Source organism: Bacteroides sp. OF04-15BH, assembly GCF_003477995.1.
Classification (GTDB): Bacteria; Bacteroidota; Bacteroidia; order Bacteroidales; family Bacteroidaceae; genus Paraprevotella.
The window spans coordinates 93,198-115,414 of record NZ_QUEM01000009.1; the positions used below are offsets into that span (position 1 = coordinate 93,198).

Consider the following 22,217-nt stretch of genomic DNA (forward strand, 5'->3'; position numbering starts at 1 on the left):
CCTGTTTCGAAGGCTTCCCTTTTCTTTTTCCGGTTCGGCTATCATTTGATATCGTTTATGGACACAAGTCCGTTGAGGATGGCGTGTATTGTCAATTCTGAGGATGAGTGTATTTCCAGTTTCTTATTGATATGTCTGCGATGGGTCAATACAGTGTTGATGGATATATTCAGTAATTCGGCTATTTGCCGGTTGGGAAGTCCTTTTGTGACCAGACAGATTATTTCCTTTTCTCTTTTACTTAACAGATTGAGCGTGTCTTGGGATTTCTTTGAATGACTGGTGTTGGAGATGTTTTTCAAAGAACGAGGTTGGTTGGCTTTTTCTTCCAATGCTTGAATGCTGGCTGTGAATATTTGTTCTTCTATCATGCTATGACATCTGAAATCCTCTTCCATGACAAAAAGCTCATAAAGCACATCATTCATTAACCGGTTTTTCTTTTGGTTCTTATAATATTTCACGATTACGTGTGTCAGATCGGATATTTTTTTTCGTATCAAATGGTGATGTTCTTTTTGTTTTTTCATTAAGAAACTGATGTTGTAATCTTGTGTAGGATGAACTCCTTGTATCAGATGATTTACGTAAGGATGAATATAGGTATTTTCATATAAAGCATGTTGCTCTACCTCTGCCGTAAATAAATCAAAGAACTTTAGAAACAGGTAAGGTACTTTGTCTTCACCGGAACAGTCTATGGCTTCAATCAGGCGACGGCGTGTGGCCGGCAGACGATAATGAAGAAAATAATCGTGCGACCTTTGTACATAGTTTTTCAAGGTGCATGGTGATATGTTTTGAGGAAAAGAGTTCTCAGGCTTCTTTTCATTTTGAGGATGATGAATGAAGTTGATTACCGAAAGAAATGTGGTCTGATCAATTTTTTGGCTGAAGCAAGCTTCCTGAACAGTCTGGTCGCCGAATCCGAGAGTAAAGCCGAAACTGTTGATTACTTGAAGCATGTGATGATCACTGCATATAATATCTTCCATGCGATCACTCTCTTTGTATTCCTTTTTCATTTTTATAAGGTTGATAATTTTGCGAATGCAAAGGACTGGATTTTATCAATTCCGGTCAATCGCCACGACTGGGTATTTTTAACTAAACATTAGGTAAATCCCGATACTTTCCTTGTAAAGATGGTCATCACTCCTGTTTAATTTTTCATCTTTTTTGTGTATTGGTTAAATTTAACAGGTGTCATACCTTTGCAGCGCAATAAAAAACTTGGAAAATGAAAAAGAAAGCTAGTTTGATTCTGTTGTCTTTTTGTTTGGGAGTTTCTCAGGTTGGTGCTGTGACAGAAGAAACAACTGATAAATCGGAGGAGCAGAAAAAGGGAGTTGCCGAGGATATGGACGGGTACAGAAAGTTTCGTGTCGGCGGATATGGTGAGATGCTTTATCAGAATTTTGATTACGGTCCGTATCGTTTTGGCGGTAATGGCAGCGGTTCTCCGGCTGACCGTCGTGGAGAGATTTCCGTGCCTCGCTTTGTTTTGGCTTTGGATTACAAGTTCTCGCCTTCGTGGATTCTGGGAGCGGAGATAGAGTTTGAATATGGTGGTACCGGAGCGGGTGTAGAAGTGGAGTATGGAGAGAATACCGAATATGAGTACGAATTTGAGAAAGGCGGTGAAGTTGCTTTGGAGCAGTTTCATATAACAAAGGTATTTAATAAAGCATTTTCTATCCGTGCCGGTCATATGGTGGTTCCGGTAGGCTTGACAAATACGCATCATGAGCCGATCAATTTCTTCGGAGCCGCACGTCCCGAGGGAGAAAGTACGATTATCCCCTGCACCTGGCACGAAACCGGTCTGGCTGTTTTAGGTGAGTTTAAAGGATTGGGTTATCAGGCAATGATTGTGAGCGGTCTGGACCCTTACGGATTCAGTTCAGAGAATTGGATACAGTCGGGCATGCAAAGCCGTTTTGAAAAAACGCAGATGAAGAATCCCGCTTATGTGCTTCGTTTGGATTACCGGGGCGTGAAGGGATTGCGTATCGGTGCTTCGGGATATTATGCACCCCGTATCAACGGTAATGCTACGAATCCTTCGACCACGACAAACTTTAAAGGTACGGTGTTGATCGGTTCGGCCGATGCCGAATATAAGGGATATGGTGTTACGGCACGGGCTAATGTGCTTTATGGTTATGTGGGCGATGCTACGGAAATTAACAAGCTTCGTCCGAACAAGTACACAGGATACCCCGGAACGCCGGTGGCCAAGAATGCCTATACCTGGCATGCGGAAGTTGGATATAACGTAGGACGTCATTTCCGCAACCGCACGATGCTGACACCTTATGTCAAATATGAGAAATACAATACGATGGCTAATGAGCAGACCGGTACCGTCGTGTCGGACAAACGTCTGAATGTGGGACTGATTTCAGCAGGAATCAATTACAGTCCCGCACCCGGTTTGGTGCTGAAGGCCGATTATAATCACCGGATTATTGACCATGGAAACTTCAATCCGGAGAACACTTTCCAGATCGGTATAGCCTATGCCGGATGGTTCTGGAGCAAATAAACAGAATAATCAAATCAATCAAATAAAAAATGAGAACATTAAAGAATTTGTTGTTGGCATCGGTCGTTGGCGGTGCCACATTGGGAATGTCATCTTGTAGTGAGAATTCAGGAAACGGAAATGGCGGAGGCGGTGCCGGAAACCAGACTATCGAAGCCACCTGGAGTAACTATTCGGGTTATACTCGCGTGGTGTCGGAAGTATTGGAGCGTGACGCGTTCAGCATCTATGCCTTGTGGAAGGGTACCAACAATCTTCCGGCCGACGAAGCAGGCCGTGTAGAAGAACTGGAGATTCCGGCCATGCTGGCCGACGGTTACGGCAACTTGTTCAAGAAACATCAGGCCGGCAGCACCTATCCGAATGCGAAAGTCTGTTTGCAGACCATTATTGCGGCCAGTGTGGATATCGCCACTGAAGTATCGGAACAGAAGATAGCGGCTCCTTATAATGAGAAGAATGTTTACGGTGTGGAATCGTGGTACAGTTTCAATTCATATACAGACTATGATGACAACATCGAATCCATCGAGAACGCTTATCTGGGAGGTCCGGAGGATAACCGTGACGAGGCAACCAGTCTGTATGCGGCAGTGAAGGCCGTGAACGCTACTTTGGCTGAGCAGGTGAAGAGCGATATCGAAGCTTCGCATCAGGCTTTGAAGGCGGCAAAGGAACAGGGTTGTTTCCGTGATGCGGTGTTGGCTTATGCCAATAACAATATCAAGAGCCCGCAGGTGGAACAAGCCATCACCACTATCGGCACATTGGCTCAGAGTCTGGAGCAGCTGAACGGTGCAGTAGAGGCCATCAGTGAAACCGTTGCCGACCAGGTAGTAACCAATTATGTGGACCGTACCGTGATTCCGACTTATACGAACCTGAAGAATGAAGCCGGAAAATTGGTTGAGGCGGTAAGCAAATATACACAGAATCCGACTCAGGAAAATCTGGATGCAGCCTGCCAGCAGTGGAAGCAGACCCGTATTCCTTGGGAGCGCAGCGAGGCTTTCCTCTTCGGTCCGGTGGCCGACCAGCAGTTTGACCCGCATCTCGATTCATGGCCTTTGAGTCAGCTGAACATCAAGTCCATCCTGCGCGGTAACTTTGACTGGGCCAATGAGGACGGTTCGTCTATGGGTGCCAACACTTTGGGCTTCCACACACTGGAGCTTCTGCTCTTTGAGAACGGTAATCCGCGCCTGGTGAAAACATTCATCAAAGACGGAATGGTAACGATACAGTAAAACAAAAAACATGAAGCATCAGGATATTTTTTCCGAAAAGAATCATTCTGTTGGGGGAATCACAAGAAACGGAATCCATGCCGGATTTCGTTTCTTGTGCATTGCTTTTTCGGTGTGTCTGCTTTCCTGCGAGGTGGATACACTGCCCGAAACGGAAATGATCAATACACTTACCGGAAAGAAAGCCAAATATGAAGAACTGTCTGCCGGTACGGCAACGATTTTCAATAACTCGAAAACGGCCTACGACACGAACGCGCCCTGGGTTACGGGCGAACTCTACAACCGGTTCCTGCAGGGAGATTTGCTGTACGACGACCGGCGCATTCCCGATATGGACGGTTTCGAGCAGGGAGGTCTGGGACCGGTGTATGCGGGTTTCTCCTGCGGCAGCTGCCATAACAATACGGGGCGTACAGCCAGTACGCTGTGGACTGAGGGAGGAAGCGGAAGTGCCGGCTTCTCGTCCTGTCTGATCTATCTCACCCGTAAGGACGGAGGGTTTCTGAGAAACTACGGTCGCGTGCTGCACGACCAGTCATCCATCATCGGTGTGAAGCCCGAAGGAAAACTGAAAGTAACCTATACGTATCAGACGTATCAGTTTCCCGACGGGGAAGAATACGAGCTGGCCACACCTTCTTACCGCATTACTGATTGGTATGCCGATTCGCTCGCTCCCGAGGATCTGATTGTGTCCGTTCGCATCCCTCTGCGTCATGTGGGTATGGGGCAGATGATGAGCCTCGACGAAGAGACTATGAAGCGCGTGGCGGCACAGAGCAACTATCCGGAGTATGGCATCAGTGGACGCCTGAATTACATCACCGAACGCGGCGTGCGCCGTATGGGCATTTCGGGCAACAAGGCACAGCATGCCGATCTGACCGTGGAGCTGGGCTTCTCGTCCGACCTCGGGGTGACCAACGACCGCTATCCCGAAGAGGTCTGTCAGGGACAGGATCAGTATGAGCAGATTTACGGCGACGGTGGGCACGAGATTCAGGTTTCTTCAGAAGATATGGAAAAGGTAGATCTGTATATGCAGTGTGTGGGGGTGCCGGCGCGTCGGGATGTAGACGATCCGGTTGTGCAGTTGGGTGAACAGAAGTTTATCGAGGCTGGATGCAATCTGTGTCATCTGCCCACGTTGCATACCAGCAACAAACGGACGGTGCTCATCAACGGTTCGGAGTTGCCTTGGCTCTGCGGGCAGACCATCCATCCGTACAGCGATTATCTGTTGCACGACATGGGACCGGAACTGAACGACCATTATCCTTCGGGATTGGCGGCCGGATATGAGTGGCGCACCACCCCTCTGTGGGGCATCGGTTTGCAGGCCATTGTCAACGGTCATACACAGTTTCTGCACGACGGACGGGCTCGAAATCTTGTTGAGGCCATCATGTGGCACGGAGGCGAAGGGGCCGCCTCGCGCGAAAAATTCCGTCGGATGAAGAAATCCGACCGCGACGCGCTGATCCGTTTTGTGGAGAGTCTTTAGCTCGCTTCCTTGTAAGATTCTTCCTATCATCCGAAGAACGCCGTAAATTTTATAGTTCACAATCAGGAAAACATCTGAAAATGTTTAGAAAAAAGATATGAAAAAAATACTATTGGGGGCAGTTCTGGCTCTGGGAACACCAGCCTTTGCCCAAAATGCTGATAACAATAATACGCCAAGCACCCGTGATTTCACAGCAAATCCTCGGAACGGATCAGATGAGGCAGCTAGTGCCCGCCCATCGGACGATGACAAATATGTGGAAAGTGATGTGGTACCTTTGGCCGGAAAGCAGGGATTCAGCTTTTCTACTCGTGCCGGCGACTTCCTTTTCAAGCCTTATGCTCTGATTCAGGCATCGGGCAATTTCAATTATTATGATGACGAAAATCTGAATCTGGCGGAGGTGGACCGTGTGGCAAACAGCGGTTTTGCCATTCCGAACGCAATTATTGGTTTCAGTGGTAAAGCGTTTAACAAAATTACTTTTAACTTTGCACTGAATGCGGCAAAGAGCGGTGGAGAACTGCTTCAACAGGCATGGTTTGATGTCAATTTCTGCGAGGCGGTGCGCTTCCGTGCCGGAAAGTTCAAGACCCCGTTCCAAACAGGTTATCTGACTACATTGGGACAGACCATGTTTCCGCAGCTGCCTTCGTCCATGACCACTCCGGTGCGCACCAATCTGAGCCTGGATGCCGTGCAGCCCAGTATCTATACTGGATTTGATTTGGGCGTTCAGCTTCACGGTGTGGTCAAGAACCGCTTAGGCTATCAGGTGGGTGTTTTCAACGGAACCGGTACCGGAGTGAACACCGCCACCAAGGGTACCAGCGACGATCATAAGGGATTGCCTTCCCTGTTGTATGCCGGTCGTCTGGCTTACATGCCCAAGGGAGTGATGCCTACTCATCAAGGTGATCCGGACGATTTGCGGAACGACAAACTGCTGTTCGCCCTGTCCGGAAGTGTCAATGTGGAAGGCAACAGCGAGAGCTCGAATGATTTCCGTGCCGGACTGGAGTTTGCCTGGCTGAAAAACCGCTGGTATGTTAGTGCCGAAGGCTATCTGCTGCGTATGAACTGGACCAAGAGAATGATGCGCGAAGGTGGTTTCACTTCATGGGGTGCCTATGGGCAGTTAGGCTACTTCGCTACGAAGAAGCTGCAACTGGCCGCCCGCTATGATTTCTTTGACCGTAACGGTACGGAGCTGGCCGGATTCCTGAACATGCCGGCTGTGGGATTCAACTATTTCTTTGCCCGTACGAACCTGAAGCTTCAGGCCATGTATCAGTACATCGGCAAGTGGGGACACGACACCCAGCTGGAACGTGACAACGACGATATGGGCATGGCCTATCACAGTGCTACGGTGATGCTGCAATACACCTTCTAATTACAGAAAAGGAGGCAAGTATATGAAACAGCATCTCAGAAAAATAAGTGTTGCCGTCTTTACAGTCCTATGCTGTATGGCTTGCGACAGCGGGGATATTGTTCCGAAGTCCGATAGTGGTAACAAGAAGATTGTGGCCACCGTTTCTTTCACTCATGTTGAAACGATTCCCGCAGTGCGCGAACGGAAACTGGCTTTTATGTCCTATACGCAACCCGGCGACGAGCAACCCAACCGCATTCATGTCATCACCTCAGCACAAGAGGGAACACCTACTGAGCTATCACTTACACAGGTGCCCGACGATACCCGTCAGGTGGTGCTGGCTCTGGTGGATCAGGACAATCAGATTATCTATCCTTTCTTCGAAAAGGAAATCAACTCCTCTTCCGATCGGGTGGATCTGGGAGCCGTGACGGTCAATCTGATTGCCTACGACCGGGTGCAGAAGCAGTTGTTCAATCAGAGTTGTCTGGACTGTCACAGCGGCGGTAATCTTTCCCGTGGTCTGAATCTGGGCGAGGGACAGAGCTACCGGGCCATTGTGAATGTGGAGAGCAAGGTGCCCGGTATGCCGATTGTCAAGCCGGGAGATGCCGAAGGCAGTCTGATGGTCAAGCAACTGACCGATTATGATACCGGTTCTTTCCACACCACGCTGACCACTTTAAAGGACAACGACATTACGTTGCTGAAAGCGTGGATAAGCGGTGGAGCACCGGTAAACTAACGTAAAAAATAAATCAAACAAGATGAAACAGAACCATATAGAAATCAAGTCTTACCCGTTTCAGGAAGGTGTGTCGGAGCACCATGTAATGATCCATGTGCAGGATCGTATGATCACTTATTCCGAACAACTGAAGCAGGTGTTCGGTGATTTTGTGCGAGTGTGCCGCGAAGATTTGGCGGGAGCACAGCCGGTGTTTGTCCGGGTATTCCTGAGCGACAGTGCCAATCAGTCGGAAGAACTCTCCGGATACTTGCAGGATGCCGCTTATGCCGTGTCCGTTATTGAACAGCCGCCGCTCGACGGCAGCAAGATTGCCCTTTGGGCCTATCTGCAAACCGACATGCAGCCATTTGCCTCTCCGGGCGAGTTGCACGCTTTCCAGCACAACAGCTACACCCATTGGTGGGGTGGAGACATGACCGCCGTCGGAGCGGATTCCGAGGTGCAGACCTATGATTTGCTGAACCGCTATGCCACGTTGCTTGAAGAGCGTGGAATGAATTTGTTGGAAAACTGCGTGCGTACCTGGTTCTTTGTGCAGAATGTAGATGTGAACTATGCGGGAGTAGTTACCGGCAGAAACCGCTTGTTTTGGGAAAAAGGACTCACAACAGCCACCCACTTCATTTCCAGCACCGGTATCTGCGGTCGCAAGCCCGATGCCAAGGCACTGGCTACGATGGATACCTATGCTGTGGAAGGACTGAAATACGGACAGATGCAGTTTCTCTATGCGTCCGACCATCTGAATCCCACTGCCGAGTATGGCGTAAGTTTCGAGCGCGGAACGTATATCGACTATGGCGACCGTCGTCATCTGTTCATATCGGGAACAGCCAGCATCAACAACCGCGGTCAGGTGGTGTATCCCGGGGATATCCGCAAGCAGGTGGAGCGAATGTGGGAGAATGTGGAGGCTTTGCTGGCCGAGGGTAAAGCCGGTTTCGGTGATGTGGCCCACATGCTGGTTTATCTGCGCGATGTGGCTGACTACGAACTGGTGAACCGTATGTTCGAGGAGCGTTTCCCGGATGTGCCGCGCGTGATTCTGTGGGCTCCGGTATGTCGTCCCGGATGGCTGGTTGAGATGGAATGTATGGCCTTGGTTCCGGAAGGTAATCCGGAATATGAACCCTTCTGATTTTTACTCCCTAAATGTAAGTATTTTCTGATGGCCGGACACTGAGTCCGGCCATCAGTGTTTTGAAAAGAATCATCCTTTTTGTGTATTGACAGTCAGATTCTTTTCTTCTATTTTTGCAACACAGAAAACAGAAAATCAGTGAGGCCGCTGTCCCTTATTCCTCGAAGTCTTTAGTAGTGTTTCGATTTTGAGGAAGGCAGCGGCTTTTCTCATGGTTACGGGAAAAAACAATCAGGCCGGTTGTGCGAAAAAATCATCCTGATGAAATGAAAAAGTCATTTCGATGATTTTCCAAAAACATCCTGATGAATTTTGGGAGAGGAGAGCGTGGCCGCTTTTCTTTTTCTGGCGGAACAGATTGATAGTGCAAGAATATGAATTGGAAGATTGGGTCGTTTGTAGGAATTGGGATTCTGGTGGTCATTCTGGCAGTGGCCACTTTTTTTGAGAAGTCGTTCGGAACAGATTTTGTGGTCCGTTATGTTTATCATTCCTGGTGGTTTGTCCTGTTGTGGGGATGGGTTGCTTTTTCCGGTTGTGCAGCCTTGTTGCATCGTCAGTTCCGTAGGTCGCTGATTGCCCTGCATGCCTCGTTGCTGCTGATTCTTTTGGGGGCTCTGCTGACTTTTCTGACGGCACGTCGAGGAGTGGTCCATTTACGGCAAGGAGTGCCGGCAGATTCTTTTCAGGAAGAAACACCTCAAGGTAAGGTTACAGTCCGTTTACCCTTTACGATGAGGCTGGAACAGTTCTCGGTACACTATCATCCCGGTTCCGAGATGCCCGCTGACTATGAAACCTCTTTTACGATTCAAGAAGAGCAGACCGGCAGTCCGGTTTCCGGAACGGTTTCCATGAACCGTATCTTTTCCTATCGGGGCATCCGTTTTTATCAGACTTCTTATGATGCCGACGGAAAAGGGAGTTATCTGAGCCTTAATGAAGACCGTTATGGCATTTCGGTGACCTATGCCGGATATTTCCTGCTATTTGTCTCGCTTATCTGGATACTTGGTGAGCGGAATGGCGGTTTCCGGAGCTTGTGGCGTAATCCGCGTCTGCACCGCCTCATGATGCTGTGCTGCTTGTTGGTGCTGGCCTCGGAAGCGCGTGCTCTGCCTACGTTGCGCGAAGACCGGGCACAAGAGTTTGGTCGCTTACTGGTTTCCTATCAGGGGCGGGTGTGCCCCATGCAGACATTGGCCTTGGATATGGTGCGTAAGTTGCACGGCAGCAACAGTTATCAGCATTATTCGGCCGAGCAGGTTATGGCCGGTCTTCTTTTTTATGCCGCCGAATGGGATGCCGAGCCGTTGGTGCGTGTGAAGGATACCGGTTTGAGGCAGGCCCTGCAATGCGACAAGTATGTGTCGGTAAACCAACTGGTGCAGGGTGGGGATTATGTGCTTCAGCCTTATGTGGAGGAATATTATCGAGGCAAGCACAGCAAACTCAACAAAGCGGCCGTGGATTTGGATGAACGCCTGCAGCTTCTGGCCTTGATGCGACAGGGGAGCATGATGCGCGTGTTTCCCGCAAGGCAGTCCGACGGTCAGATACGTTGGTACAGCCCCGTGGATTCCTTGCCTGCAGCCACGCCACGGGCGCAGCGGCTCTTTGTACGCGAAGCCTTCGGTTGGCTTTACGAGTATGGAGTGCGTCGGGAAGATGATGCCGTGCTGCGGGATATGCTTTCCAAGATCAAAAGCTATCAGCAACAGTATGGTGGGGATTCTGTACCCGCTTCGTTTCGTCTGCGTGCGGAACAATGGTACAATCGGTTTCCGGTGGTCGGAATGCTTTATAAGATAAATCTCACGGTGGGATTGCTTCTGTTTCTGGCTCTGATTTTTGCTTTGCTGAAAAATCGTCCGCTTCCTTATGTCCGTAATCCTTGGATGCGGGGTGGGGTATGGGTTTTGTTAGGAGGAGTTTTTGCCCTGCTGACAGCGCATATTGCACTCCGTTGGGTGATTTGCGGTCGTCTGCCTATGGGCAACGGTTATGAAACGATGCTCCTTTTGGCGTGGCTGGTGCTTCTGCTGCCTGTGCTACTTAATCGTCGCTTTCCGGCATTGGTGTCGTTTGGTTTTCTGTTGTCGGGTTTCTTTTTGTTGGTTTCCGGACTTTCGCAGATGGACCCCGTCATGACGCATTTAGTGCCCGTGCTCTCTTCTCCTTTGCTCAGCATTCATGTGTCGCTCATCATGAGTGCCTATGCTCTGTTGTCGTTTACCGCATTATGCGCCATTGTGTCGCTGTTGCTTCAGGTATTGCATCGTTTGCCGGACTGCCGTCTGGCTGAACGACAGGAGTCGCTGTTGCTTCTTTCCCGTCTGTTCCTTTATCCTGGTATTGCCTTGCTGGCTGCCGGTATCTTTGTGGGCGCCATTTGGGCGAATGTTTCCTGGGGGCGTTATTGGGGATGGGATCCCAAAGAAGTGTGGGCGCTGATCAATCTGTTGCTTTATGCCGTTCCGTTGCACGGATTCCGGGTGTTCCGTTCGCCGGTGCGTTACCATCTTTATATGCTGTTCTGTTTTCTGACGGTTTTGATGACCTACATCGGTGTGAATTATTTCTTGGGGGGTATGCACAGTTATGCCTGAAAACGGAGTTACTCCGCTTTCAGGCATTCCAGAATGATGTGCTGTTCGTTTTTTAGGGTGGTGACGAACAGATAACGGTCGCCCCCCTCTTTTATTTTCAGTTTCTTGCGGAGTTCCTGCACGGTTGACGGGAAGTTCCGGATGGTAATATTCGCCTGCGGAATATCTCGGGCGATTTGTTTCAGGTCCTGCTTGCTGAAGGTGCGGCTGCCCGTAACGCGGAACCGCCGTCCCGGAAAGTCGGCACACGGTGTGTCGGAGGTGTACAGATGACTGTTCGGATGCAGTTTGCGAACACCGAAACGCGCGCACAGACATTTATAGGCTCCGGCCTTGAGCAGCGAAGTGTTCGGTTCGTAAAGATAAGCGCCCGGCTGGTCGGTATAGACCGCTTCGGCCGTGGCTTCCTCCTGTGCGGTATATTCGAAGGTCTGTTGTTCTCCCTTCTGGAGATTGATACAGCAGATACGTATTTCTTCCGGTTTATTTACGGCGTTTCGTTCCGATTTTGAGGTTGTGCTTGCGCTTTCAAGCTTGTTTGCGGATGCTTCTTTACCCTTATCTGTTGCTGAAGCCAGATTACAGTCTGTTTCTTGTCTTTTTCCCGCCGTTGCAATTTCGGCTGTATTTTCAGTCTTTCCGGAGGCAAGAATCAGCAACAGTTCCTTGCATTCGTTGTCCACACTTACTACATGTACTTCGATTACTCCTTTCAATTCCTGAAGCGCCTGATGAATATCGAGCATAGGCGACAGTTTGGCCATGCAGAAGCGGCTACACGAACGTATACGTTCCTGAATGGCTCCTAAATCGGGAGTACAGTCGCTTAGTGCCACTGTTTTCTTTCCTTGCTGGTCACGGCGTGCCGGATCGATGAAGACCAGCGTGAGCGGAGCTTTCTCCGGCATTCGTTTTACACCGTCGCCATGCAGTACTTCGGCCTGCTCCAGTCCCAGCACTTTCAGGTTGTGCTCCGCAATGCGGCAGAGTACTTCCTGCTGTTCGATGTAATAGGCACGGTCGAAGAGTGGTGCCAGATAACTGAAGTCAATGCCGAAACCGCCGGTCATGTCGGCCATGCTCAGCGGACCGTTCAAGCCTTGCAGCAGGCGGCGCACCACCTGTTGTTTGTAGAGCGCCGTGGTTTCGGACGAGCATTGCTCCATGGAGATGCGCGGCGGATAGACCAGTTGCGGATTCTCCGCCCAGAGCGGCAGTTTCTTCCGTGCCGTCTGATAGCCCTCAATCTGTACGAGCGCTTCCTTTAAGTCCACATTCGGATTTGTCGGCCGTTTCAATGCCAGTTTGCGGACATCATCCTGCGCGTGTTTGCGGATAAAGTCCCAGGTATCTTGATGAAACATGAATTCTATTTTATGGGTTTGTAATAAGCTTTTGCCTGTGCGCGGGAGATGAGGTTAAAGTGCCACCATTCGGTGCGCAAGGGTTTGAAGCCCGCCTGCTTCATCACCGAGCGCAGCAATTCACGGTTGCGCTTGGCTTCTGCCGAAATGACCTTTTTCTGCACGAGCAGAGCCTCCTTGTCGATGTGTGCAGCCGGTCCCAGGTGATCGATGAGCGTTCCCATCGGAATGCTGTCTCCTTTGGCATCGGCCAGCGTCAGGTCTACCGCCATTCCGTAGTTGTGCATGCCTCCTCCGTTTTTGGGGTTGCTCACATAAATGTTTTTCGGGGTACCGGCCACCACGTTCCACATGATCTGTTGGATGTGCATGGGGCGTGCGGCATCATACACCTTCAGTGTGAGCTCCGGATGCGACTTCTTCAGAATCTGCTGCGCCTTGGCCAGAGCCTTGGCGGCCTTGGGATGGAGATATGCCTCTTTGAGGTCTTTATAGAGAACCTTTCCCGTGAAATTGTCGGCCCGTGCATACATCAGGCTGACCGGGATGTCCGGAGCCAGTTCATGGATATCCACCAGCCCCTGTTTGGCCATCGAACGGGCCGTGGCGCTGGGTTGCTGGGCATGGAGTGGGGCAGCCAGTGAGCCGAGCAACAGGCATAGTGTCAATAGTTGCTTCATACGAAATAATTTAGGATTCTCCGGGTGTTGCACCGAGAATCGGTTTGTCGGAAAAAAACAAGAGCTGTAAACAACCGTTTACAGCTCTTTGTTTCATTGTGGACCAGCCTGGGCTTGAACCAGGGACCTCCAGATTATGAGTCTGTTGCTCTAACCAACTGAGCTACAAGTCCAAAGGAATAATTCCCTTTTGTGTCTGCAAAATTAATACATTCAGTCGAATAAAGCAAATAAAAATTAGTAATTTTGCATCATCGTTTCTAAATATTTTTGATGGATAACTGTATGGATAAAAAGATAAGAAACCTGATTTTTGATTTTGGCGGAGTGCTGGTAGATTTGGATAAACAGCAGACAGTTCAGTCGTTTGCCGAACTGGGAATTGATGTGCAGGAGCATATCCGGGATTACGTGCAGGGAGGACCGTTTGCCCTGCTCGAGAGCGGTGCTGCAACTCCACAGGAATTTCTGGAAACACTGCGCCAGATGAGTACCCGGGCGGAGAAGCCCACCGACGAACAGATTGCCGGAGCCTGGAATCGGATGCTGGTGCGCATTCCGCAGCGCCGTCTGCAGGCGTTGAAACAGCTGCGCGAACACTACCGTGTCTTTTTGCTGAGCAATACGAATATGATTCACTGGGATTATTCTGCCCGATACCTGTTTACAGTGCAGGGCGGTCATGTCGAGGACTATTTCGACCATATCTATCTGTCGTGCGATCTGAAACTGATGAAGCCCGGAAAGGAGATCTTCCAGGAAGTGTTGCGACGCGAACAGTTGGAAGCTTCAGAAACGTTCTTTATTGATGACTCGGCTGCCAATTGTGCGGCTGCCTCTGCTTTGGGCATACAGACCTATTGTCCGGCCGAAGCTGACGACTGGTTGCCTTTATTTATTTCCTAACTCTAGAATATGAAGATTATTACCTCTATAGAACAGCATGACTTCCGCCCTTCGGTGGCTACTATCGGTTTCTTCGACGGGATGCACTGCGGACACCGTTTCCTGGTGCATCAGGTCACGACATTGGCCCGCGAACGGGGACTCGACTCTCTGTTGATTTCTTTCGACCGCCATCCCCGTCAGGTGATGCAGGCCGATTATCGTCCGCAATTGCTTTCTCCTTTTGAAGAGAAATGCCTTTTGCTGGAACAGTCAGAAGCGGATCATGCCGTATTGTTGCATTTTGATTTGGCGATGTCGGCCCTTTCTGCCTATGAGTTCATGCGCGATGTGTTGCTGAAACAGCTTCATGTGCGTGTGTTGCTGATCGGTTATGATCATCATTTCGGGCACGGAGCCTGCGATACTTTTGAGGACTATGTCCGTTATGGAAAGGAACTGGGCATCGAGGTGGTGCAGTCCTGTGAATATCAGGATGAGGGGCAGCATGTCAGTTCGTCGGTAATCCGCAAGGCATTGCTCTCCGGTGATCTGGATTTCGCTACGCATGCGCTGCAACGCTATTACTCGTTGTGCGGTACGGTGGTGCATGGCTTTCATATCGGTTCGTCATTAGGTTTTCCTACGGCAAACGTATCGGTCGATTCCGAGGAAAAGCTGATTCCGGCCGATGGTGTGTATGCAGTGTGGGTGGACTTGCCCGACGGAGTGTCCTATCCCGGTATGCTGAATATTGGAAACCGCCCGACAATGGATAATGGGGCACAAACGACCATAGAGGTGCATCTTCTGGACTTTTCCGGCAGTTTGTATGGACAAAAGCTTACGGTGCGTTTTGTGAAGTATCTGCGCCCGGAGCAGCGCTTCTCGAATAGGGAAGAACTGGTTGCCCAATTACAGAAAGACCGTATTCAAGTGGAACAATTATTAAAACGATAACAAGATGCGTATGTGGTGGCGATTGCTGGGACTGGTAGTCCTGTTTTTAGGAACACAGTTGCTTATGTCTGTTCTAGGAACAGTTGTCTGTTCTTTTTTGCAGATAAATCCGCAAAGTACCAATGTGTTGGCGGTACTCCTTTTGTTGAGTAATTTGCTGGTTGCGGTACTTCTTTTCGGATGCCGTATTTTATCTTTCCAGGAAACTTTCCGCCGTTATTCCTGGAATATGAAAGAAACGGCTTTTTTGCTTGGTCTCGTGTTGCTGGCGATTATTCCGGTTAACGGGCTGACCGAATTGCTTCGCTTGTCGGATATCATGCAAACCTCTTTTGCCGGCCTGATGGTTAATCCTTTGGGGGTTCTGAATATTGTGCTATTGGGCCCTTTGGTCGAGGAGTTGATTTTCCGTAAAGGTATGCTGGATATTTTGCGGAGAGGGCATTATTTCCCGGTATGGGCTATTGTGATTTCATCGGTGACTTTCGGGGTGATTCATGGTAATCCGGCACAGATTCCCGGCGCCTTCCTGTTTGGCTTGTTGTTCGGATGGATTTACTGGCGTACGAACAGCGTATGGACTGTCTGGATGCTCCATGCCTTGAACAACCTGATTGGCGTACTTACCTTTACCATTTGGGGAGAGGACCAGAAAATGATGGACTTCTTCGGCCCCTGGGGATTGGGGGCCTTGATACTTTGTTCCTCAATTGCTTTTGTAGGCTTGGCTTTGTCTTATCGAAAAGCCTTTAAAAGCAAAGCTCCTGTTTTCTTGAATGAAGAATAAGCAATTCTTATTTTAATGAAAAGAGACTGAAAGATTGCGGGATTCAGGTTCTGTGGAGATGGAAATTTGATTAAGATCCCGAATCTGCTTCTCTTTGATACAAAAGGCTCTGTCACGGCTTCTGGTTACGAAGTCTGACAGAGCCTTTTGAGTTATAGAATAGGTACTTTGTTGATAATATAGGGCAATCCCGTTGATTACAAAGGAGGCTTTATTTTAGATAACAGGGTTAAAATCGGGGAGGAACTGGGGAGAGAAAAAAGAACGACCGGCTCAAAAATTCTTGAGCCGGTCGTTCTTTTTATATTCAAAGGCTGTTTATTCAGCCAATACGCCCATTTCAGCACCAGTTGCGAAGTCCTGACCGTCCTGAGAACTCAAGCCTGTGAAGCGTACGTAGCGAGCTTTAACCGGCTTGCTGAACATCACGCGCTTCTCTTTTGCATTGTTCTCGAAAGAACCCTTAACCAGAACATCACCCCAAGTCTTACCGTCGTTGCTTACCTGGATCTGGTAATCTTTGATTCGTCCGTTCGGACTATCCTGACGAGGCAGATAAGTGAATCCTTTCAGAGTCTTTACTTCTCCGCAATCAAAGTCCACCCAGTGTGGATATTTGGCAACGGTTACTGAGTACATGGTGTGCCAGAATGTGTTCGGATCGTTGTCCACCAAATGGTTCGGATCACCTTCACCGCTTTCCACGCTACTTGCATACATAACTTCAACCGGCACATTCTCGATTTTCTCGAATGTCATGGTTGTCTTCAGCTTGTCGTTGCTCTTCTCCCAAACGGTAATGGTTCCGCCGTCGCGCATATTTACAGGTTCGCTGTAAGTCTGTACCTTCTTGCTACCGTTCAATGTGTAGCAGATTACGGCATCCTTCTTTTCGGTTGAGATAGTTACCTTACCGGCACGGTCGCGGGCAACGCCCAATGGCATGTCACCGGCAGCAGAAACCTTGGCACGCTCGCTCATATCGTCGCTCTTCTGAACCGGACGGATGATGAAGCCCATAGAATGATTGCTTGCCTTGATGCGGTCTTCTTCCAACGGACCACCCTGTCCGCAGCTGTTACCGCCCAGACCCATTACCTTCAAATCCAGGTGCAGATAGTTACCGTCTGACTTAGGCAACTGATAAGGATGCGGAGCTTCTACCATCTGCATAGCCGACCATGGCAAAGCAGAAGCCGAGAAGGTTGTGGTAGAAATGAACTGAGCACCGTTTCCGGCCTCGTCGGTCAAAGCACACCAACGAACATCTTCGCGGTTACCCATAGACTGAGGTTTCGGGAAGTGAACGAACTGATCCTGTACGGTGCTGTTATAAAGCTGTACGAAGGCGCCGTTCATACGGTCGTTGTAGTTGTTCTGTGGACCACGTCCATAGTAAGTATAGTTCTTCAGGTCTGAAGGAGTCTTCATGACATAACCCAAACGTGGCAGGTCGAGACCCGGTTCGCTTGAATTGATGTTTGCCTCCAATTCGATAGAGCCGTCCGGATAAACGGTCCAGATCTGGTTGGTGGTAAACTTGAAGTCGTCCGGACCGAAGTCCTTACTCTTGGTAATCTCGTACTTACCGGAGCTGATACCCAAGTCGCGGATATTCTGTCCGTATGGAGCCTGTGACTCAACGGTGTAAGCCAATACTACAGTTCCGTCTTCCTTAGTGTATACCTTAGAATCGAGCACCTTGTGCTGCAAGTTGTTCAATCCCTTGGCAAACCACTGGCGGTATGCCCAGTTGTCATTGTCGGTCATGGCACGGAACGCATCCAGTTTCGGACCGTTGCCGTCGGCAAAGATCACCTTGCTGCCGTATTGCAGACTGTTGATGGTACCGGTTGCATTGTTAAATACTACAGAGAAGCCGTTGCCCTTAACCAGGTTCTTGTCCTTAGTCTGTGACAAAGTCGGCTTGTCGCCCTTGGCGCTCTCCTTGATGCTGGCGAACTGTCCGGCGCTCTTCACCGGAAGCTGCTCTTCCATCTGCACATATCCCTTCTTGGCCCAAGGCATATCCTTAGCCAGCAGGAACTGTACTTTTACGAAATATTCGCTGTTGGCATCCAGTGCGCTGTAGTCGAACGGAATGGTGTAATTACCCTTTTCGCGCGGACCCAGGATGTTGCGCGGACCCTTGAAGGCGTTGCTTTCCTGAATCTTCTTTCCATCTTTCCACAGAGACCATACCATTTCCACATCGGTCATCGGCTCGAAATAGTTCTTGTTGAACACTTCGATCTGGCCTTTGGTGATGTCTACGGCCTTAACGCCTACATTCTGGTATACCTTCTTCACCTCATAATATTCAGGTTTCGGCTTGTGTCCCGGGAAGAGGATACCGTTCATACAGAACATACCGTCGTTTGGTTTCTCGCCGAAGTCGCCTCCGTAGGCCAGATATTTCTCGCCGGTAGTCTTGTCGTAGTTATAGAGTGACTGATCCACCCAGTCCCAAATAGCGGCACCGCAGAAGAAGTTGGTTGACTCCATAGCTTCCCAGTAGTCCTCCAGATTACCTCCGGCATTACCCATAGAGTGAGCATACTCAGAGATATGGAACGGATATTTCATGTTATATTTACCCTTAACGGCCTCACGAGTCCAAGCGATAGACGGATACTGGTTAGAACCCATATCCACGATATCGTTGTTACGCTCGTACTGAACCGGACGGCTGGTGTCGAACTCCTTGATGGCATTGTAGGCAGCCTTGAAGTTGTCACCCGGGCCGGCCTCGTTACCCAAAGACCAGATCACGATAGAAGGATGGTTCACATGAGCGTGTACCAGCTCCATAACGCGGGCTACGTGAGCGTCCTTGAATTCAGGAACATGAGAAAGAGATGCGTCGCCGTAGTAGTACTCATGGCTTTCCAAGTTCGCCTCGTCTTCCAGATAGATACCATATTTGTCGCACAGGTAGTACCAGTAAGGATCGCAAGAATAGTGAGAGTTACGCACGTGGTTGATGTTACCGCGCTTCATGATCATAATCTCCTCTTCCATCTGCTCGTGAGTGATGCTGTTACCGCTGTTCGGATTGATTTCCTGACGGTTCACACCCTTCAGTTTCACCGGCTTGTTGTTTACGTAGAAATAACGTCCGGCCAGTCCGAATTCATCATCCTCGGCCTTGGTGTCCTTGATTTCTACCTTGCATACACCGAAGTAAGAAGAAACGACGTCTACGGTCTTTCCCTTCTTGTCCTTCAGTTCAACAACCAAAGTATAGCGGTTAGGCTCTTCGGCTGACCACAACTTGGCGTTGTCGATATTGAATTTCGTGCTGATGGCTTTGTTGTCATCCTTTTCCAGAGTGAAGCTCTCTGAAGCAACCGGCTGGCCTACCTGACCCACGATGTCGTCAGAATAAAGCTTGTTCTCATAAACGCTGTAGTTCAGAGTATATCCCTTAGCAGCCTTCTTGCCCAGATTGCGCAGTTTGGCGTTCACCTCTACAGAAGCACCGTTTGCAGTCAAGTCGGTGTTGATCTTCATGTCGCGTACCTCAACCTTTGAAGTAGAAGTCAGATAAGTGTCGCGGAAGATACCCGGCAGACGGTACATATCCTGAGCTTCGAGGAAGGAACCGTCGGAGTTACGATATACCTCTACGGCTACTACGTTCTCACCCTTAACCAGATAGTCGCTGATATTGAAGGTAGCGGTATTTCTTGAGTTCTTAGAGAAACCTACATACTTGCCGTTGATCCACAGGTAGAAGAAAGAGTTCACACCGTCGAAGTTGATATAAACCTCGCGGTCTTTCCAATCCTCGGATACGGTGAAGGTGCGGCGGTAAGAACCAACCTCGTTACGATACTTGTAAGTGGTCCAGTCCTTGTTCGGCTCGCGCATCACGCCACCTTTCCAGTCGCCCACAGCCACTGTGTGCTTGAAGATAACCGGCTGGTTGCAATAGATAGGCACACCATACTTCAGGGAGCCGTCTTTCTGAATGCCCACTACATTCCAGCAAGAAGGAACCTTGATGTCGTCCCAACCTTCGGCGTTGAAGTTGGCCTCGTAAAAGTTTTTCGGGCGTTCGTCCGGATTCGGAGCCCAGTGGAATTTCCAGGTTCCGTTCAAGTCCTGCCAGTATTTGCTGGCTTCCGGATGCACCTTCTTGGCGCTTTCCACGTCACCGAAAGAGAAGAAGTAGGCGCGTGGTTGTTCCTTGTTCAAGGATAATTTTTCCGGGGCTTCCCATTCCGTACCCACCGGCTGTGATTCTATGCCATACAGAAAGCCGCCCAAAGGCTGCTGTGCATTGGCCGACCCTAAGGTCATGCAGCATAGAATGAAACTAAAGGTAATTTTTCTCATAGATATAAATGATTATTAATATTAGTTTCTGATTGGATCAAAAGAGTATTTGTTTGGAAAAACTATTTCACATGCTACAAAGATAATAATAAAAATACTATCCTCAATCTTTTAGCCTTAAAATTAAGAATTGAAATAGGAATGTAATATTTTACGCCTGTATGTTCGTTCTCAAAAATCATCATAATGATTTTAACAGATGATTGTGATGATTTTTTGCATTCATTATGATGAAATTTTGGTGTGGCGGGCAAAAGAAAAGGGCTGCCTCGGCGGCAGCCCTGTCCCACGTTAGTATGTTATGAAAAAATTGAGAGATTGAAACTTCACAGTTTCGTGATTGTTTTATTAAGCACTAACTTGTTTTAATATATAAAGCAAAAATTATTTCTGTTTACTTGTTGCCCGAAAGCACCCGGATGAACTCGTCGTCCATGTCACCGGTGAGGTTCACAATCGTGAAGGTTCCTGCGGCCGAATCCTTGTTCAGCATGATCAGTTCGATGATGAAATCCTCTTTCCGTCGGACAAAAATCTGGTTGTTTCCCCGGGCCGTAGACTGATTGAGCGGGATAAACCGCTGGCGGTTGTGCTTGAGCATCTTTTCGGCATGCAGAAAATATTTGGGTTTGTCTGCTCCCTGAATGATGCGTGCACTTTTGAGTTTGGCAATCAGTTGGCGGGCTTCTGCGCGTTCATTGTTCTTGCGGTGTACGTTAACCAGTTTTTCCATCATTTTCGGGCTGATGGTCTGGCAATGTATGGTGGTGTCCTTGCTGAAGTCCATCATAAACCGCGAAGCAAAGTCCTGCGCGCTGGCTGCCAGGCTTCCGGCCATGGTCAATACCAGCATGAGCGTTGCCTTTTTCATAAACGGCGCATGGTTATCGGTTCTTTCCTGCCGCTTTGGTATTCAGGGCGGCTGTTGAGTCGGTCATCACCGAGTCGTTCAGTCCCTTGGCTACCATCTGCAGAGCATAGGAAACCTGATCATAGGCCACCTCAGGGTCTTTGTAAGTGTCCTGATAATGGTCGTAGTTATATTCTTTTTGAGCGTTTTCTTGCTTGAAGGAGTGCTGTGCGGCATTGCCCAGAGTGAGCAGGATGGCAATGACTGCCGCTGCCTTGAAGAGCGGGCGTATGCGCTGGGTGAAGTTAATGGTCTTCGCCTTTACCGGTGCCTCCTCGCTTTCGATGAGTTTCAGGATTTTCTCGTCGAAGTCATCGCTGAGCCGTGCCTTCTTGATCGTCTGTTCGTAAGTGAACAGGGAACGGTAGCGAAGCAGATGCGCCGGTACTTCCTTCTGTGAGAAGAAAGTGCGCAAGATATCCTCTTCTTCAAGAGTTGTCTCGCAATTCCAGTAGCGCTCAAGCAGCTGTTCGATGTATTTATAATCCATATATCTCTATCTCTAAGAATCGTTTTTTAATTTTTTGTCGGGCCCGGAACAGGTTCACTTTCACCTGATCTTCCGTGAGCCGCAAAGTCTGAGCAATTTCCTTATAGCTTTTCCCCTCAATTTCTCTCTGTTCCAGAACCTGCTGTTGCGCCTCGGGCAGTTCCTCGAGCAGCTGGCGCACGATGTGCAGATAGTCTTTGTTTTCGAGAGTTTCCTGCGGGGTTTGTGCACTGGCGGGGTCGCTGCTGGCATCCTCCAGCCGGATGTTCTGGTTGCTCAGTCGCGCTGCGCGGTCCAGAGCCAGGTTGCGGCAAATGGTTTGGCAGTAGGCTTCTATCGAATCCATGCTGTTCCATTCTTCCCGTTTGTGCCAGATGCGGATAAGGGTTTCCTGCACAATGTCCTCGGCTTCTGCCGTATCCAATGTGATTCGTAAGGCCGTTCTGAAGAGTTTGTCCTTCAACGGGAGTATATCGTGCTGGAAACTGGTTTCTTTCATCTGCTCTATAATAAAGACGGGTGAGTGGCACAAATGTTACACTCACCCGTCGATTTTTTTGTACTTTTTTTATAACCTGTTGGCGGAATTAAATATGTGCAAATTTAATTCCGC

17 protein-coding genes and 1 tRNA gene are annotated in these 22,217 nt (G+C 49.2%); 10 read left to right on the forward strand and 8 right to left on the reverse strand.

The window, feature by feature from the left end; translation table 11 throughout:
• Positions 1–41 precede the first annotated feature (41 nt).
• On the reverse strand, positions 42–995 hold the full coding sequence (locus tag DXA74_RS05935) for a LuxR C-terminal-related transcriptional regulator (RefSeq protein ID WP_158576023.1): 954 nt from the start codon (positions 993–995) through the stop codon (positions 42–44).
• 245 nt (positions 996–1,240) lie between these two features.
• Here DXA74_RS05935 and DXA74_RS05940 point away from each other — a divergent pair, with 245 nt between their 5' ends.
• The 7 genes from DXA74_RS05940 (at position 1,241) to ccsA (ending at position 11,187) form a co-directional block, all read left to right on the forward strand.
• Positions 1,241–2,548 carry a hypothetical protein gene (locus tag DXA74_RS05940; protein ID WP_118525858.1) on the forward strand — a complete coding sequence of 436 codons (1,308 nt, stop codon included), beginning with the start codon at positions 1,241–1,243 and terminating at the stop codon, positions 2,546–2,548.
• Between the two features lie 29 nt (positions 2,549–2,577).
• Positions 2,578–3,795 carry an imelysin family protein gene (locus DXA74_RS05945; protein ID WP_118525859.1) on the forward strand — a complete coding sequence of 406 codons (1,218 nt, stop codon included), beginning with the start codon at positions 2,578–2,580 and terminating at the stop codon, positions 3,793–3,795.
• A 157-nt stretch (positions 3,796–3,952) separates the two neighbouring features.
• The gene (locus tag DXA74_RS05950; RefSeq protein WP_118525883.1) at positions 3,953–5,302 is read left to right on the forward strand and encodes a di-heme oxidoredictase family protein; all 1,350 of its coding nucleotides are present in this window, start codon (positions 3,953–3,955) and stop codon (positions 5,300–5,302) included.
• Between the two features lie 97 nt (positions 5,303–5,399).
• Positions 5,400–6,701 carry a porin gene (locus DXA74_RS05955; RefSeq protein ID WP_118525860.1) on the forward strand — a complete coding sequence of 434 codons (1,302 nt, stop codon included), beginning with the start codon at positions 5,400–5,402 and terminating at the stop codon, positions 6,699–6,701.
• 22 nt (positions 6,702–6,723) lie between these two features.
• A complete protein-coding gene (locus DXA74_RS05960; RefSeq protein WP_147401042.1) occupies positions 6,724–7,431 on the forward strand; it encodes a hypothetical protein in 708 nt (235 codons plus the stop codon).
• A 22-nt stretch (positions 7,432–7,453) separates the two neighbouring features.
• On the forward strand, positions 7,454–8,575 hold the full coding sequence (locus tag DXA74_RS05965; RefSeq protein ID WP_118525862.1) for a Rid family hydrolase: 1,122 nt from the start codon (positions 7,454–7,456) through the stop codon (positions 8,573–8,575).
• Between the two features lie 377 nt (positions 8,576–8,952).
• On the forward strand, positions 8,953–11,187 hold the full coding sequence (ccsA, locus tag DXA74_RS05970) for a cytochrome c biogenesis protein (RefSeq protein ID WP_118525863.1): 2,235 nt from the start codon (positions 8,953–8,955) through the stop codon (positions 11,185–11,187).
• A gap of 8 nt (positions 11,188–11,195) precedes the next feature.
• Here ccsA and DXA74_RS05975 read toward each other — a convergent pair whose 3' ends face one another.
• The 3 genes from DXA74_RS05975 to DXA74_RS05985 form a co-directional block, all read right to left on the reverse strand.
• The gene (locus tag DXA74_RS05975; RefSeq protein WP_118525864.1) at positions 11,196–12,551 is read right to left on the reverse strand and encodes a class I SAM-dependent methyltransferase; all 1,356 of its coding nucleotides are present in this window, start codon (positions 12,549–12,551) and stop codon (positions 11,196–11,198) included.
• 5 nt (positions 12,552–12,556) lie between these two features.
• A complete protein-coding gene (locus tag DXA74_RS05980) occupies positions 12,557–13,231 on the reverse strand; it encodes a M15 family metallopeptidase (RefSeq protein ID WP_118525865.1) in 675 nt (224 codons plus the stop codon).
• Between the two features lie 99 nt (positions 13,232–13,330).
• A tRNA-Ile gene (locus tag DXA74_RS05985) sits at positions 13,331–13,404 on the reverse strand.
• Positions 13,405–13,516: 112 nt separating this feature from the next.
• Between DXA74_RS05985 and DXA74_RS05990 the strand changes: the two genes are divergently transcribed.
• From DXA74_RS05990 to DXA74_RS06000, 3 genes are read left to right on the forward strand one after another with little or no spacing between them, the layout of a single operon-like run.
• Complete coding sequence (locus DXA74_RS05990; protein WP_118525866.1) at positions 13,517–14,137, forward strand: HAD family phosphatase; 621 nt, start codon at positions 13,517–13,519, stop codon at positions 14,135–14,137.
• Between the two features lie 9 nt (positions 14,138–14,146).
• On the forward strand, positions 14,147–15,076 hold the full coding sequence (ribF, locus tag DXA74_RS05995; protein ID WP_118525867.1) for a riboflavin biosynthesis protein RibF: 930 nt from the start codon (positions 14,147–14,149) through the stop codon (positions 15,074–15,076).
• Positions 15,077–15,086: 10 nt separating this feature from the next.
• Positions 15,087–15,863 carry a CPBP family intramembrane glutamic endopeptidase gene (locus DXA74_RS06000; protein ID WP_199666095.1) on the forward strand — a complete coding sequence of 259 codons (777 nt, stop codon included), beginning with the start codon at positions 15,087–15,089 and terminating at the stop codon, positions 15,861–15,863.
• A gap of 318 nt (positions 15,864–16,181) precedes the next feature.
• Here the strand turns inward: DXA74_RS06000 and DXA74_RS06005 are convergent, their stop codons facing one another.
• From DXA74_RS06005 to DXA74_RS06020, 4 genes are all read right to left on the reverse strand, one after another.
• A complete protein-coding gene (locus tag DXA74_RS06005) occupies positions 16,182–20,204 on the reverse strand; it encodes a glycoside hydrolase family 2 TIM barrel-domain containing protein (protein ID WP_118525869.1) in 4,023 nt (1,340 codons plus the stop codon).
• Between the two features lie 394 nt (positions 20,205–20,598).
• On the reverse strand, positions 20,599–21,075 hold the full coding sequence (locus DXA74_RS06010) for a DUF4252 domain-containing protein (protein WP_118525870.1): 477 nt from the start codon (positions 21,073–21,075) through the stop codon (positions 20,599–20,601).
• Between the two features lie 13 nt (positions 21,076–21,088).
• Complete coding sequence (locus DXA74_RS06015) at positions 21,089–21,604, reverse strand: hypothetical protein (protein ID WP_118525871.1); 516 nt, start codon at positions 21,602–21,604, stop codon at positions 21,089–21,091.
• A complete protein-coding gene (locus DXA74_RS06020; protein ID WP_118525872.1) occupies positions 21,594–22,103 on the reverse strand; it encodes an RNA polymerase sigma factor in 510 nt (169 codons plus the stop codon). The genes DXA74_RS06015 and DXA74_RS06020 overlap by 11 nt, the downstream gene beginning before the upstream one ends.
• Positions 22,104–22,217 lie beyond the last annotated feature (114 nt).